Consider the following 14147-nt stretch of genomic DNA (forward strand, 5'->3'; position numbering starts at 1 on the left):
AGCTTCTCCTTGTGAATGGCTCTTGTTTCAATCAAAAGAATTCGGGCAACGGCACGATACCGCACCCCATCGTCTCCAACCCCGTACGGATGAGGCCGGCAGTCTCCACCGCATGGGCATTGTCTCCGTGAACGCAGATGCTGTGGAATTCGGTGGCCAGCACCCTGCCATTGATGGTAACGATCCCCCTTTGTTCCATCATCCTGATCACATGGGCCACGGCATCGGCGGCATCGTGGAGTACCGCCCCGGGTTGGCTGCGAGGGACCAGCTGTCCGGAATCGGTGTAGGCCCTGTCTGCAAAGACCTCCAACGCTACCGCCAGACCGGCCGCCTCCCCAGCCGAGGCCAGCCTTGAGAGGGCCGGGGCCAGCAGGATCATCCCGGGGTCACACGCCTTTACCGCACGAACGACAACCTCTGCCATGCCAGCATCGGCACAGGCCATATTGTTGAGCGCGCCGTGGGGCTTGACGTGCGTTACCCGGCTGCCGTTGGCCCTGGCGATCCCGTCGAGGGCGCCGATCTGGTAGACGATCATGGACTCCAGTTCCCGCGGCGGAATGTGCATTTCCCTGCGCCCGAAACCCTGGAGGTCGGGGAACGATGGGTGGGCTCCCAGGCTGACGCCGGCATCGCGCGCCAGTTCCACGGTCTGGGTCATGACCATCGGATCACCGCCGTGGAAGCCGCAGGCCACGTTTGCCGATGCGACGATCTGCAGCAACTGCCGGTCGTGTCCGATGCTGTAGGCGCCGAAGGACTCTCCCAGGTCGGCATTGAGATTGATTTTCATCGTCTGTCCTCCGCGATGCTGTCCGCCTGACGGTTGCAGGCAGGCGGGCAACGGGCGTCCATGGCGCCGCTTACCAGGTTCGAACTGTACAGACGTTCCAGGTCCACCCCCCCCACCAGTCTCAGCGGCACGATGCGGGCAATGAGGGCGGCAAGATGCCTGCGGCGCTCAAGCAGCAGTTCAGCCCCTTCCTCGACGGTGATCGCCCGGAAAGAGACCCGTCTCCCCGGTACCAGCACCGCAATCCGCGGCAGGTCGACGCTTGCAACCGTGGCGATCTTCGGGTACCCCCCCACCGTCGGACCATCCGCCAGCAACACGATGGGAGCGCCATTGCCGGGAACCTGTATGGCACCTGGCACGATACCGTCGGAGACGATCTCCGGCTTGCAATCCTCACGGTGGGTAAGCGCCGGCCCCACAAGACGGCTTCCCATCCGGTCCGACTCCCGGGAAATGGTGTAGTCACTGGACAGAAAGGTGGCAATGGAGCTGTCGCTGAAGTAGTCGTCCTGCGGTCCCAGGATCACCCTGATCGGGATGGGGTCATCCTGGTCGTGTCCCGGTTCCGGGCCGCCGAATGTCTCCCTCCCAGGGGCCTCGGGGAGGTAACAGTCCGGATCGCTGATGGGCCTGCCCTGCATGACGGGAAGCTGCATCCCCGCCAGGAGACGATTGCCGTCCATCCCCCCGAAACCGCCCCGCAGGTAGGTGGAGCAGCTTTCCAGCACCGGTTTCAGGTCCAGCCCTCCGCTGATGGCCACATAGCCTGCCTTGCCGGTGGAGACCGGTCCCAGCTGCAACTGGTCCCCCTCCTCCAGGGTGATTGTGCGCCAGGAACGGAGCATGGACTTCTTGCGGTTTCTGGTCAGTTCGATGCGAAAATCTCCGGCCAGGGCGAGTCGCACGCTCCCGGATTCGAGACGGAAGCTGGGGCCGCTCAGGAAGAACTCGAGAACGGATTCGTTCTCCCCGTTTCCTGCCAGGGCATTGGCAATCCGCGCCAGGTCCGGATGTAGCACCCCTGATCGGGGAACGCCGAAGCGTCGGAAACCGTAGCGGCCAAGGTCCTGGAACGTGGTCAGCAGCCCGGGACTAACAACGAGCAGTTGGCTGGTCATATGCTCTCCCCCTGCAGTCTGAACTGCCCGAAATCCAGGGCATGTTCCCGTACCGCAGAAGCAAGCTCCTCGTAACGGTCCGGAGAAACGATCTCAAAGTTGACCAGGTCTCCAGTGCCCAGCAGGGCGGGCTGCGGTCGATGGGCGTCGAAGAGGGGGAGAGGACATCTCCCGATGATGTTCCACCCCCCGGGGCTCTCCCAGGGGTATATCGCCGTTTGCTGGCCAGTAATGGCGACCGAACCGGCGGGAACCCTGGTGCGAGGTTCCCGGAGACGCGGCATGTGCAGCGCGGAAACCACATCCCCCATGAAGGGAAAGCCGGGCAGGAAACCAATCATGTACACCGTGTAGGTCTGGCTGACGTGGAGTTCCACCACCTCGGCCCGGGTCAACCCACTGGATACGGCTGCATGCTCCAGATCCAGTCCGTACTCGCTGCCGTAGCAGACCGGGAGTCTCCAACGGTTTGCCGGCCGGGTCTCCCCGTCCAGTGATTCGCTCAGGAGCTCCGTGACACGGGCCTGGAGAGAGTTCCAGGAGAGCAGCCCGGGATCGAAGATAACCGTCAGGGAACGGTACGTGGGCATTGTCTCGATGATCCCCGCTAGCCGCCCTGCCTTCTTTTCCCGGCTCAACCGCTCGTCCAGCGCGGCAACGGAGGCCACAAGCGCCTGGTCGATCCGATCGCCGAACTCGATCGTGATGGCACTGTCTCCCAGGGGAAGAAATCGTGGTTCCATGTTTACTCCATTTCTCGATCATGCCGGCATGTGTAACAGGCGACCAGAAATACGTCCTGATCTGATGACGGCGCAGCCAGCTCCACTGCCGGCAACGGATCAGAACGCCTTCATCAGGTAATACATCAGGAAGATGTTGACGATCAGTAGGGGCAGCGCCGTGAATACCTGCACCTTGATCACGCCGTTCTTGTCCGGCAGATCGAGCAGTGCCGCCGGTACGATATTGAAATTTGCCGCCATCGGCGTCATCAGTGTCCCGCAGTACCCGGAAAACATGCCGATTGCCGCAACTATCGCTGGATTTCCGTGGAACACCCCGACCAGGATGGGAATGCCGACACCGCCGGCCATTACTGGGAAGGCGGCAAAGCCGTTACCCATGATCATGGTGAATAGGGCCATGCCCAGGCAATAGACCGCAACCGCCACGAACCGGGAATCCATCGGAATGTATGAAGTTGTCACCTGAGCAACGGCCTTGCCCACCCCCGCATCCATGAACAGCAGACCGAGAACCGCCAGCATGTGCGGCAGGACCACGGCCCAGCCCATGGAGTCGATCAGGCGGCGCGCCTCACGCATGGCCTGAACAGGGGTCGCCCGGGTAAACCGGCAGGCGGCAATCAGAGCGAAAATACATCCGAAACCCAGGCTTACCAGCGTAAAGTTTTTTTGATCCAGCAGAAACATGCCACCGATCTTGGTCTTCTGGAATACAATCGAGCCGATCATCGTCGTAAAAGGAATGATCAGTGCGGGAATCAGGAGTCGATTACCCAGTTTCAGAGCACTACTCCGGCGCTCCTCCGGGGTAAACTGTCCGTATTTTCCCAGAGACACTCCCCCCAGTCCGGCGATGAGTGCCATTGCAATCACGATGATGCCTACGACCATCGGCAGCAGACGATCACCGACCAGAAAAACCACTGCATACAGTGCCCAGAAGGATCCGGTCATGATCCGCCGGGGATTGCCCTTATCCCTGAATGACATGGTGGAGATAACGGACAGGGTCAATCCCAACAGGATGAAAAAATAGTCGAGAGGCACGATAGTCGAACTCATACGGTTTCTCCTTTCATCGTTTCTGCGGCAATGGGATCCACAATCTTCTGGGAATTCAATTCGCGCTCAATCTCCACATCCAGGCGGCTCAATCGGAAGGAATGGATGGTGAACGCACAGATAGCCGTGGGTAATCCCCACAGGGCCATATGGAGCGGATTGACCTCAATCCCGTACCCTCGCAGAATTGTCTGCATCAGCACAATCGCACCAAACGCGACAAAGATGTCTTCACCGAAAAAGAGCCCCACGTTATCCGTGGCAGCCGACATTGCGCGTATCTTGTAGAGCAGTCTGTCCGGGATGGCCCCATAACGATTTTCCGTCGCGCCTTCTGCCATCGGCACAATCAGCGGACGCACCATCTGAGGATGGCCGCCAAGGCTGACCAGACCCAGGGCGGCAGTAATCTCGCGCACAAACAGATAGACGATCAGCAGACGGCCTGCTGTTGCCGATCTGATTTTCGCGATCAGGATCTGTGCCTGTTCCTTCAGGCCGTACCGTTCAAGCAAGCCGATGACTCCCAATGGCAGCAACAGGATCAGTGGCAGATTGCGGGTCTTTATGAATCCTGTTCCCAGAGATATGAGTATCTTCTCAATGGGCATGGCGGCGGTAAGGCCGGTGACTATGGCAGCGAGGATCACAACCATAACCGGGTTTTGTCTCAGGACAAATCCGGCGATGATTACAGTCACACCGATAAGGGGCCACAAATTTACCGTTGTTTGCATGGTTTTTCTCCTTTATGGGGGAATGAGAAACAAACTTGAGGCCTCTTCGCATTAAACGGATCGAACCCAGGCAATCGCTGCCAAACATTGTTATTTAGATAAAAACATTTCGTTGATAATTTGTCAACATTTTATTTACATTTTAAATATTCGCTTTAATCCCGGCTCTGACGGTGGAATCCGCGGGTATTTCACCGTAAATCAAGGGTAGACGGGACGGCTGGTGGCTCAGGATAATCAGGAAAATCGATGAAGGGTCAAACTGTGTTGGAAGAGATGAAGGTCGAGTGCGGAGGATGCGAGATTGCCGCTTCAATTGCTTGGTATAATTGGCATAGGAGTCGAAAGAGATGCTCGGAACATGGAAGGACCAGCACCATCTGTACCGGCTGCCTCAGCCTGACAGGTGGAGAATCGACCGGCGCGCTTACTACCGGAGGCACCCGGAGCAGCTACGGGCCGGCATCCGCTTCGCGGCGGGAATCATCTTTCTCTCCCTGACCTATCTCCTCGCTTTTTGTTCAGCGTTTCGTTGACTGCAGGGCCGACGCAATCTGCCACTCTGCACCTGCCTTAGTCCTCACGCAGAGTGCTACAAACTTGAGCGCTCCGGCAACGCGGGAAACGGCCCCCTTCCTCATTGTCCTCTTCACCTGAACGTAATGAGTTGGCATATTACCAATAGAAAAAGGCCACCGCCGTCAAAGAGGGTGACCTGTTTCGCTTGGGGCTTTGCATTGCGAACCTGCATCTCAGACAGCGGCGCAATCCGTTTAGGCATGGGCTTTTCCTCCACTTTGGGTATATGGATTTCGGTATGGGTATATCAACCCGCACAACATATACCCAAACATCATGGACTTAAGCGTACCAGGATGGGCACCACTGGACAACTGAAAAGCAAAAGGCCCTGATTTATCAGGGCCTTTTGTACCAATCCGGACTTTGCCGGACTATTTAATGGTCGGTGCGACTGGATTCGAACCAGCGACCACCAGACCCCCAGTCTGGTGCGCTACCAGGCTGCGCTACGCACCGAAATTCGCTACAGCGAATCACGTAAATCTATGAGTTGCTGCTTGATCTGCTCCAGCAGTCTGTCGCGATCGGCTGCGACATCGTGCTCTGCCTTTTCTTCAGCACCAGTCCACTGCTGTCCCAACAACCGACGAGCACCGGGAATGGTCATCTTTTCCTGGTACAGGAGCCGGCAAATCTCCCGGGCAAGTGCCAGGTCGTGCTTCGTGTAGAGGCGCTGGCCAGACCGGCTCTTGCCAGGGTGCAGTTGGGGGAATTCCGACTCCCAGAAACGAAGAACCGACGCCTTGATGGAAAGATGTGCGGCAACCTCGCCAATCTTGTAATACTGCTTGTCGGGAAGCTGCTCCGCCATACTCACACGCGCAGGCGCGATGCTACTTGTTGATGGAAGCCTTGAGAACCTGGCTCGGCTTGAAGGTCAGGATACGCCGTGCCGAGATGATGATCTCATCACCGGTCTGAGGATTTCTGCCGCGCCGGTCAGCCTTTTGCTTGACCACGAAATTGCCAAAGCCGGCGATCTTGATCTTGTCGGTCGTCTCCAGGGTGCCTTTCATAATATCAAACACCAGGTCAACCAGTTCGGCCGATTCCTTTTTGGAGAAACCGACTTTTTCGTATATACGCTCGACAATATCAGCTTTGGTCATAGGTAACTACCTCAACTCATTACATTCCGTTTCGTGAACAGCGCGTTGGGTTATAACACACGGTTTTTGGTTTGGCAATGGATTTTTAACTGTTTTTTACCGTATCGACGCCCCGAAATGCGAGACCAGCCCGGCAACCACTTTCTGGTGCAGGGTATTCACCTCTTCATCGGTCAGGGTCCGGTCGGCAGCACGGTAGCGGATCCTGACCGCCAGGCTCTTCTTGCCCGGCTCCAAGCGCTCTCCGGTGTACAGATCAAAAATGGTCACCTCTTCGATCTTTTCATTCTTCAGCCCCTCGACCCGGTGGACGATGTCGATGCCCGGTATGGCAGCGTCCAAGAGCAGCGCCACATCACGGGTATTGTCCGGGAAGCGGGATGGCGCGGTCACGCTAAGCGTATCGCTCCCCTTGTTCACCAACAGGTCGAAGTCGATTTCGAAGTAGTAGACCGGACGATCGAGGCCGAAGGTCTCCTGCAGATCAGGGTGCAGCTCACCACAGGAACCGATCAGGTCCGTGCCGGAGACGATGGAGCATGCCTTGCCGGGGTGGTAGAACGGCTCCAGACGGTCGGTCACATAGGCGACCGCTGGCAGGCGGAACTGTGCGAAGACGGTCTCCACAACCCCCTTGAGGTCATAGAAATCCACCGGTTCCTTGCCCTGATTCCACCCTTCCGGATTGCGCAGGCCGGTGAGGCATCCCGCCACCATGAGCGGCTCATGGGGCTGCTCGGCCGAGTTGGGGAGATAGACCCGCCGTACCTCGAAGAGACGCTGGTTGAGCGTCCGGTAGCCGGCGTTCCTGGCCACGGTCTGAAGGAGCGCCGGCAGGAGGGTGGTCCTCATGAAGGAGTGCTCCTCGACCAGCGGATTAAGCAGCCGGATCCCGGTCCGTCGGGGATCGTCGGCAGCGAGGAGAATCCGGTCGGCATCTCCGGGTGCGGCGAAGCTGAAGTTGATGACCTCGTTGAACCCCTCTGCCACCAGCAGGTCTTTCAACTCCCGCTCAAGACTCTGGTGCCTGGTCGGGCGGTCGGAGATGACCCGGGCCATGGGCATGGTGGCCGGAATGGCGTCATAGCCATTGAGGCGGGCCACTTCCTCCACCAGGTCGATCTCCCGCTCGATGTCCACCCGCCAGGTGGGCACGGTCACGCTGAGGCTGCCCGGCTCGCCAGGCGCCACGCCGCACTGGAGACGGCGCAGCAGATCCCCGATCTGCCCCGGGGACAGGTCGATGCCGAGGATCTCCCTGACCCGCGACTGCCGGATGGACAGAACACGCGGTTTCGTCTCTCCCGGATAGACGTCGATGGCCCCCTTGGCGACGCGACCGCCGGCAAGCTGGGCAATGAGCGAGGCGGCACGATCGAGGGCGGTTGGTACGGCACCGATGTCGGCACCCCGTTCGAAGCGGTGGGACGACTCGGTGTGGAGCCCCAGCCGCTTACTGGTCAGCCGGATGGCCGACGGATTGAAGCAGGCGCTCTCCAAGAGGATGGTCGAGGTGTCGGCGGCGATCTCGGAGTTCTCTCCCCCCATGATCCCGGCCAGGGCCACGGCCCGCTCGCCGTCCCGGATGGTCAGGTCGCTGGAGAGAAGCTTCCGCTCCTGGCCGTCGAGGGAGGTGAAAATCTCCCCCTCCCCGGCCCGCTTTACCACGATCCGACCGCCGGCCAGCTGTCTGAAGTCGAAGGCATGCAGCGGGTGGCCGTACTCCAGGAGGACGTAGTTGGTCACGTCGACCACATTGTTGATGGAGCGCATCCCCAGCGACTGCAGGCGGTTCACCAGCCAGGCCGGTGACGGGGCAATGGCGCAACCCTCGATGAAACGGGCCGCATAGCGGGGGCAGAGGTCCGGGGCCTCGATGGTGACCGAGGTCCGGCTCCCGATCGGCTCGCCGGTCTCCTCGATGCTGAACGCCGGGTGCCTGACCGTGGTGCCGAGCTTGGCGGCGACCTCGCGGGCGATACCGATCATGCTCAGGCAGTCGGCCCGGTTCGGGGTGAGCGACACCTCCAGGACGGTGTCCTTCAGGCCGAGGGCCTCGAAGACCGGCACCCCCAGCGGTAGTCCGTCCGGCAGGACCATGATGCCGGCCGACTCGTCGGCCAACCCCAGCTCCTTTTCGGAACAGAGCATACCGAACGACTCTTCGCCCCTGATCTTGGAACGCTTGATCCTGAAGTCGCCGGGCAGGACCGCACCGATGGTGGCCAGGGCAACGATGTCGCCAGCCTTGAAGTTCTGGGCGCCGCAGACGATGGAGAGGATCTCCGTGCCGTTGTTGACCTTGCACAGGGAGAGCTTATCGGCATTAGGATGCTGGGCGCGCTCTTCAACCCTTGCCACGACGACCTCGTCCATTCCCTCGCCGCACCGCTCGATCCCTTCCACCTCAAGCCCGAGCATGGTGAGGAGATCGGAGAGCGCCTCAGGGGTGAGATCGAAATCCACAAGCTCTTTCAACCAGTTGTAGCTAACTTTCATCGTAGGTCACCGTTGGAGGAAATTAGAACTGCTGCAGGAAGCGGAGGTCGTTCTCGAACAGGAGTCGCATGTCGTTGATGCCGTACTTGAGCATGGCTATCCGTTCGATACCGAGGCCAAAGGCGAAACCGGTCACCGCTTCGGGATCGTAGTTGACATGACGGAATACCTCGGGATCGACCATACCTGCCCCGAGGATCTCCAGCCAGCCGGAGTTCTTGCACACCCGGCACCCCTTGCCGCGGCAGATGACGCAGGCGATATCCACCTCGGCCGAAGGCTCGGTGAAGGGGAAAAAGCTTGGTCGCAGCCGGACGCCGATATCCTTGCCGAACAGCTGGTTGATGAAGATGGTCAGTATCCCCTTCAGGTCGCCGAAGGTGATCCCTTTGTCCACCATGAGCCCCTCGATCTGGTGGAACATGGGGGAATGGGTGGCGTCGTAGTCGCAGCGGTAGACGGTGCCCGGGGCAATGATCCTGACCGGCGGCGGCTGGTTCAGCATGGTCCGGATCTGGACCGGCGAAGTGTGGGTTCTGAGCAGCAGGCTGTTCTCGACGAAAAACGTATCCTGCATATCCCTGGCCGGGTGGTCTTTGGGAAAATTCAGGGCCTCGAAGTTGTAAAAATCGAGTTCGATCTCCGGACCTTCCGCCACCTGGAACCCCAGTCCGGCAAATATCTCGTTGATCTCGTCAATCACCAGCGTAACCGGGTGACGGGTACCGACCGGCCTCTGGCGGCCCGGCATGGTCACGTCGAGACGCTCCCGCTGAAGCCGTTCAGCCTTGGCGGCAGACCGGACCGCGGACAACCGCTCTTCGAGCCGGCTCTCCAGGAGATCGCGCACGGCATTCACCAGGTTGCCGACCGCTGGCCGCTCGTCGGGCGACAGGGCACCGATCCCCTTCATAAGCGCTGTCAGTGCGCCCTTTTTCCCCAGGTATTTGACCTTGACCTCTTGCAGCGCCTCTTCGCTGATGGCGGCGGCAAGCTCGTCGAGTCCATTGCTCTGCAGAGCGTTCAGTTGTTCCTTCATGAATTCTGCCCCTGAATAAAAAAAAGAAATGGAATGTCCCCATTCCATTTCCCTTTTCCTGCTGAGTGATAATGATCTAGCTGCCTTTGACCACCCCGGCGATTGCGGTAAAACCGGCCGGGTCGGACACGGCGAGGTCGGCCAGAACCTTCCGGTCGATCTCAACACTTGCCAGCTTGAGGCCGTGGATCAGCTTGCTGTAGGTAAGGCCGTTCAGACGGGCGGCGGCATTGATCCGGGTGATCCACAGTGCCCGGAAATCACGCTTCTTCACCCGACGATCGCGAAACGCATAATTAAGCGCGCGGTCAACAGCCTCGGTAGCGCTCCTGAAAAGTTTGCTGCGGGCACCGCGGTACCCTTTGGCCAGCTTCAGGACCTTGTTCCTGCGTTGTCTCGCTTTGAATCCTCGTTTAACTCTTGGCATCGTACTGCTCCTTTTCTTCTGGTATTTCCCGGATCCGCAAGGGGAGACGTTTCCTCACGGTTCGCAGGCAAACGGCAGTGACTCGTAACTGGTAACTCGTGACTGGAGAAATCAATGTCTTCTCGAGTCACGAATCACGGGTAACGAGTCACGGATTTTACATATACGGTATCAGCTTGGCAACGTTCTTCTGGTCAGCGGCAGATACCAGCCCGCCGTGGCGGAGATTGCGCTTCCGCTTGCGGGTCTTGCTGGTGAGGATGTGGCTGGTAAAGGCGCTGCTCCGCTTGATCTTGCCGGTACCGGTTTTTTTGAAGCGCTTGGCAGCGCCGCGATTGGTCTTGATCTTGGGCATTGTATCGACTCCTTTATTTCTTGAATAATCTAATCTATTTTTTCGGCGAAACGATCACGAACATGCTGCGACCTTCCATTTTCGGTCTCGCCTCGATTACCGCTATATCCTCAAGTTCCGAGATCACGCGCTCCAGGACCTTTTGTCCCAAATCCATGTGGGTAATCTCACGGCCGCGGAACATCAAAGTGATCTTGGCCTTGTTCCCCTCTTCAAGGAAGCGGCGCACATGCTTTATCTTGAACATCAGGTCGTGCTCGTCAGTCTTGGTCCGGAGCTTCACCTCCTTGACCACGACCTGCACCTGCTTCTTCTTGGCTTCCTGCAGCTTCTTGCTCTGCTGGTACTTGAACTTGCCGTAGTCCATGATCCGGCAGACCGGCGGCACCGCTGTCGGAGAAACTTCAACCAGGTCCAGCTGCTGGGTCTCTGCTGCTGCCAGTGCGTCCTGTATCGTCAGAATACCGAGCTGCTCTCCTTCGGCGCCGATGACCCGCACCTCGCGGGATCGGATTGCCCGGTTAATATTCACGGTTGGTTTAGCTATGGCCACACCTCCTAGCGGTATTGAGCAGCTTCACGCGCCACATGTTCGGCAAATGCTGCCGGGGACATGGACGCCAAATTTTCCCCATCGCGGAAACGCGGGGTCACGGTCCCGGACTGGACTTCCTTATCGCCGATGACCAGCATGTAAGGAATCTTCTGGAGCTGTGCCTCGCGGATCTTGAACCCGAGTTTTTCGTTGCGGAAATCCTTCTGCACCCTGACCCCGGCCATGCGCAGTTCGTCGAACACCTGCTGGGCATAGGGCTGCTGGTTGTCGGTCACGGTCAGGACAATGGCCTGTACCGGCGACAGCCAGACCGGGAAGTTCCCGGCAAAGTGCTCGATCAGCACCCCGATGAACCGTTCGATAGAGCCGAGAATGACCCGGTGTACCATGACGGGACGTTTCTTCTCTCCGTCGCTGTCCACATAGGTGAGATCGAACCGCTCGGGCAGGGTAAAATCGCACTGGATAGTAGCACACTGCCACCTTCTGTCAAGACAATCGCGCAGCTTGATGTCGATCTTGGGGCCGTAGAAGGCGCCATCACCCTCGTTGATTTCATAGGGACGGCCCGAATCCTTCAGGGCGCCGAGGAGCGCATTGGTTGCCCGTTCCCAGTCCGCATCGGAACCGATAGACTTCTCGGGACGGGTGGAGAGTTCCATCTCGAAATCGAACCCGAATATCCCCATGACTTCGCTGACAAAGGCGATGACCCCCTTGATCTCGGCATCCAACTGTTCCGGGGTGCAGAGGATATGGGCGTCGTCCTGGGTGAAGCAGCGGACCCGCAAGAGGCCGTGGAGCACCCCGGCCCGCTCGTGGCGATGCACGGTCCCCAGCTCGAAGAAGCGGAGCGGCAGGTCCCGGTAGCTGCGCAGCTGTGATTTATAGATCATCATGTGGGCAAGGCAGTTCATCGGCTTGATGCCGAACCCCTGCTCGTCCACTTCGGTGAAATACATGTTCTCGCGGTAGTTGTCGAAATGGCCGGACCGCTGCCAGAGCTCGGTCTTCAGGATCTGGGGCCCGACGACAATGTCGTAGCCGCGGCGTAAGTGCTCCTTGCGCTCGAAGTCCTCCAGAATGGTCCGAAGCAGCGCCCCCTTCGGGTGCCAGATGGCAAAGCCGGCGCCCACCTCGTCGGAGAAGGAGAAGAGATCCAGTTCCCGGCCGAGCTTGCGGTGATCACGGCGCTTAGCCTCTTCCAGCCGCTCCAGGTAGGCATCCAGCGACTGCTTGTCGCTGAAGGCGGTGCCGTAGACCCGCTGCAGCATCTTCCGCTTTTCGTCGCCCCGCCAGTAGGCACCGGCGATGGAGGTGAGCTTGAACGCCTTGCACCAACTGGTGGACGGAAGATGGGGACCGCGGCAGAGGTCGACGAAGTCGCCCTGGCGGTACAGCGAGACGCGCTCCGCACCCAGGTCCTCGATCAGTTCGACCTTATACTCTTCGCCCATCTGGCGGAACAGCTCGATCGCTTCGTTACCGGAGAGTTCCTCGCGCTGGATCTTCAGGTCGGCCTTGGCCAACTCGCGCATGGTGGCCTCGATCCGCTCCAGCTCTTCAGGCGTGAACGGATGGTCCACGTCGAAATCGTAGTAGAAGCCACTCTCGATGGCCGGCCCGATGGTCACCTTGGCTGCCGGGTAGAGCCGCTTCACCGCCTGGGCCATCAGGTGCGAGGTGGAATGCCGGATGATCTCCAGCGCCTCCGGGCTCTTCTCGGTAACGATCTCCACCTTGGCGCCATCGGGAACCGGTGCGTACAGGTCCACCAACTGGCCGTCGATCTTGCCGGCAATGGCCGCCTTGGCCAGACCGGCACCAATGGAAGCAGCGACGTCACGAACAGTGGCGCCGCTTGCCAGACTCCTGGTGGACCCGTCCGGAAGATTAATGGTTATAGAACTCATCTCATGCCCTTTAACAGAAAGAGGCATCGTAACATCGATGCCCCGTATCCGCTGCCTGGTGCAAAATAAATCATGGTAGGCGCGGGCGGTTTCGAACCGCCGACCCCTAGCGTGTCGAGCTAGTGCTCTACCCCTGAGCTACGCGCCTGCAAAACGAGCACATTTACTAACAGGTCGGGAAAATGAAGTCAAGTTTTTTGTTGCAGGGCACACCCGACAAAAGATTTACCGACACCTACGGGATAGCCCCTCTCACTCCACCTGCACTAACCCTACGGCCAGCGGGAACGGCTTTCGACGGGAACGGAAATTGGTCGCTAACGACCGCAAATACATCAGCGACGGGAATATCATGCGTGCAGCCGTTCGTCTGCGGGCAGGATGGGAAGTAGCCGAAACTCGAACAGGGAGCACAACTGCGGCCGGTCAAGAGGAGTCGGTGCCGTTCGCCCCTGGGAGCCCACTTCGTCCAATTACTGGGGCCGAAGAGGGCCACCGTCCGGGTCCCCAGTAGGGCGGCAAGGTGAAGTACCCCGGAGTCACCACTGACCAGGAGTCGAGCCCTGGACAGGATGGCAGCCGTCTCAGCCAAACCGGTCTTGCCCGTGAGATCAAGAATACCTCTGCAGGCAGTTATTGAACGACCGGCAATCACGTCATCGGGCCCACCGATCACCACCAGGGGAACGGAGTTCTCGTTCAGGAGCACCGCCAGGGACGCAAAGCGATCCACCCCCCAGCTCTTTTCACGGATGCTCGCTCCCGGAAAGAGAGCAACAAACTCTGCCCCGGCAACATGGCGAAGTAGTCGATCGGCACTCCGGCATGTATCGGGAGGTATCGTCAGTGGTGGACAAACAGGGAGAGCAGGTTCCGTTATCCCGAGGGGGGCAAGGAGATGCAGAAAGCTCTCCGCTTCATAGTCGTCGTGGGAGTATGTTACGGGGTGGGTGAAGAGTCTGCGTCGTTCGTTGGTTCCAAAGCCGACAGTGATCGGCGCTCGTATAAGTCGTGCCACCACAGCGGAGAGATAGTGCCACTGTTCGGTATCTATTACGACATCGTACCTCTTGCGGAGAACGGTCCACAACTCGCCGGGAATGTCGTAGCGGAAACAGTTGCGGATCCCCGGCACGAGAGAAAAGATTGCAGCGTTACGCTGCTCCGCCAATACATCCAGTTGGATTGACGGATATCGCTCT

At 59.1% G+C, this 14147-nt stretch carries 15 protein-coding genes and 2 tRNA genes; 1 reads left to right on the forward strand and 16 read right to left on the reverse strand.

The genetic code is table 11. The annotated features are described in order from the left end of the window. Positions 1-31: 31 nt before the first annotated feature. The 5 genes from JN12_RS08880 to JN12_RS08900 all read right to left on the reverse strand — a co-directional run bounded on the left by JN12_RS08880 (position 32) and on the right by JN12_RS08900 (position 4465). Positions 32-796 (reverse strand): LamB/YcsF family protein, encoded by a 765-nt coding sequence (locus tag JN12_RS08880; RefSeq protein ID WP_145021392.1) that lies wholly within the window; start codon positions 794-796, stop codon positions 32-34. After that, the gene (locus JN12_RS08885) at positions 793-1917 is read right to left on the reverse strand and encodes a 5-oxoprolinase subunit C family protein (protein ID WP_145021395.1); all 1125 of its coding nucleotides are present in this window, start codon (positions 1915-1917) and stop codon (positions 793-795) included. The genes JN12_RS08880 and JN12_RS08885 overlap by 4 nt, the downstream gene beginning before the upstream one ends. Beyond that, positions 1914-2660, reverse strand: a complete 747-nt coding sequence (gene pxpB, locus JN12_RS08890; protein WP_145021399.1) for a 5-oxoprolinase subunit PxpB — start codon at positions 2658-2660, stop codon at positions 1914-1916. The genes JN12_RS08885 and pxpB overlap by 4 nt, the downstream gene beginning before the upstream one ends. A gap of 99 nt (positions 2661-2759) precedes the next feature. After that, entirely contained in the window at positions 2760-3728 is a 969-nt protein-coding gene (locus JN12_RS08895; protein ID WP_145021402.1) for a DUF979 domain-containing protein, read from the reverse strand. Further along, entirely contained in the window at positions 3725-4465 is a 741-nt protein-coding gene (locus JN12_RS08900) for a DUF969 domain-containing protein (RefSeq protein ID WP_145021405.1), read from the reverse strand. Before JN12_RS08900 ends, JN12_RS08895 begins: the two co-directional genes overlap by 4 nt. Before the next feature lie 350 nt (positions 4466-4815). Between JN12_RS08900 and JN12_RS08905 the strand changes: the two genes are divergently transcribed. Next, complete coding sequence (locus JN12_RS08905) at positions 4816-5001, forward strand: hypothetical protein (RefSeq protein ID WP_145021408.1); 186 nt, start codon at positions 4816-4818, stop codon at positions 4999-5001. A 425-nt stretch (positions 5002-5426) separates the two neighbouring features. On the opposite strand, the gene JN12_RS08915 is transcribed toward JN12_RS08905, so the two are convergent. From JN12_RS08915 to JN12_RS08965, 11 genes are all read right to left on the reverse strand, one after another. Then, positions 5427-5503 (reverse strand) — tRNA-Pro (locus JN12_RS08915). Between the two features lie 7 nt (positions 5504-5510). Then, positions 5511-5858, reverse strand: a complete 348-nt coding sequence (locus tag JN12_RS08920; RefSeq protein WP_145021411.1) for a MerR family transcriptional regulator — start codon at positions 5856-5858, stop codon at positions 5511-5513. 22 nt (positions 5859-5880) lie between these two features. Further along, positions 5881-6156 carry an integration host factor subunit alpha gene (locus tag JN12_RS08925; RefSeq protein WP_145021414.1) on the reverse strand — a complete coding sequence of 92 codons (276 nt, stop codon included), beginning with the start codon at positions 6154-6156 and terminating at the stop codon, positions 5881-5883. 96 nt (positions 6157-6252) lie between these two features. Then, positions 6253-8655 (reverse strand): phenylalanine--tRNA ligase subunit beta, encoded by a 2403-nt coding sequence (gene pheT / locus JN12_RS08930; protein ID WP_145021417.1) that lies wholly within the window; start codon positions 8653-8655, stop codon positions 6253-6255. A gap of 22 nt (positions 8656-8677) precedes the next feature. Beyond that, positions 8678-9694 carry a phenylalanine--tRNA ligase subunit alpha gene (gene pheS / locus JN12_RS08935; RefSeq protein WP_145021420.1) on the reverse strand — a complete coding sequence of 339 codons (1017 nt, stop codon included), beginning with the start codon at positions 9692-9694 and terminating at the stop codon, positions 8678-8680. A gap of 76 nt (positions 9695-9770) precedes the next feature. Next, positions 9771-10121: a 50S ribosomal protein L20 gene (rplT, locus tag JN12_RS08940; protein ID WP_145021423.1), complete on the reverse strand. Its 351-nt coding sequence runs from the start codon at positions 10119-10121 to the stop codon at positions 9771-9773. 157 nt (positions 10122-10278) lie between these two features. Next, positions 10279-10476 (reverse strand): 50S ribosomal protein L35, encoded by a 198-nt coding sequence (gene rpmI / locus JN12_RS08945; protein ID WP_145021426.1) that lies wholly within the window; start codon positions 10474-10476, stop codon positions 10279-10281. Positions 10477-10510: 34 nt separating this feature from the next. After that, entirely contained in the window at positions 10511-11023 is a 513-nt protein-coding gene (gene infC / locus JN12_RS08950; RefSeq protein ID WP_145021650.1) for a translation initiation factor IF-3, read from the reverse strand. A gap of 11 nt (positions 11024-11034) precedes the next feature. Next, the gene (gene thrS / locus JN12_RS08955; protein WP_211360520.1) at positions 11035-12945 is read right to left on the reverse strand and encodes a threonine--tRNA ligase; all 1911 of its coding nucleotides are present in this window, start codon (positions 12943-12945) and stop codon (positions 11035-11037) included. Between the two features lie 73 nt (positions 12946-13018). Beyond that, positions 13019-13093, reverse strand: a tRNA-Val gene (locus tag JN12_RS08960). Between the two features lie 87 nt (positions 13094-13180). After that, positions 13181-14116 carry a glycosyltransferase family 9 protein gene (locus tag JN12_RS08965; protein ID WP_246125807.1) on the reverse strand — a complete coding sequence of 312 codons (936 nt, stop codon included), beginning with the start codon at positions 14114-14116 and terminating at the stop codon, positions 13181-13183. Positions 14117-14147 lie beyond the last annotated feature (31 nt).

The sequence above is a fragment of the Geobacter argillaceus genome, assembly GCF_007830735.1.
GTDB lineage: Bacteria > Desulfobacterota > Desulfuromonadia > Geobacterales > DSM-12255 > Geomobilibacter > Geomobilibacter argillaceus.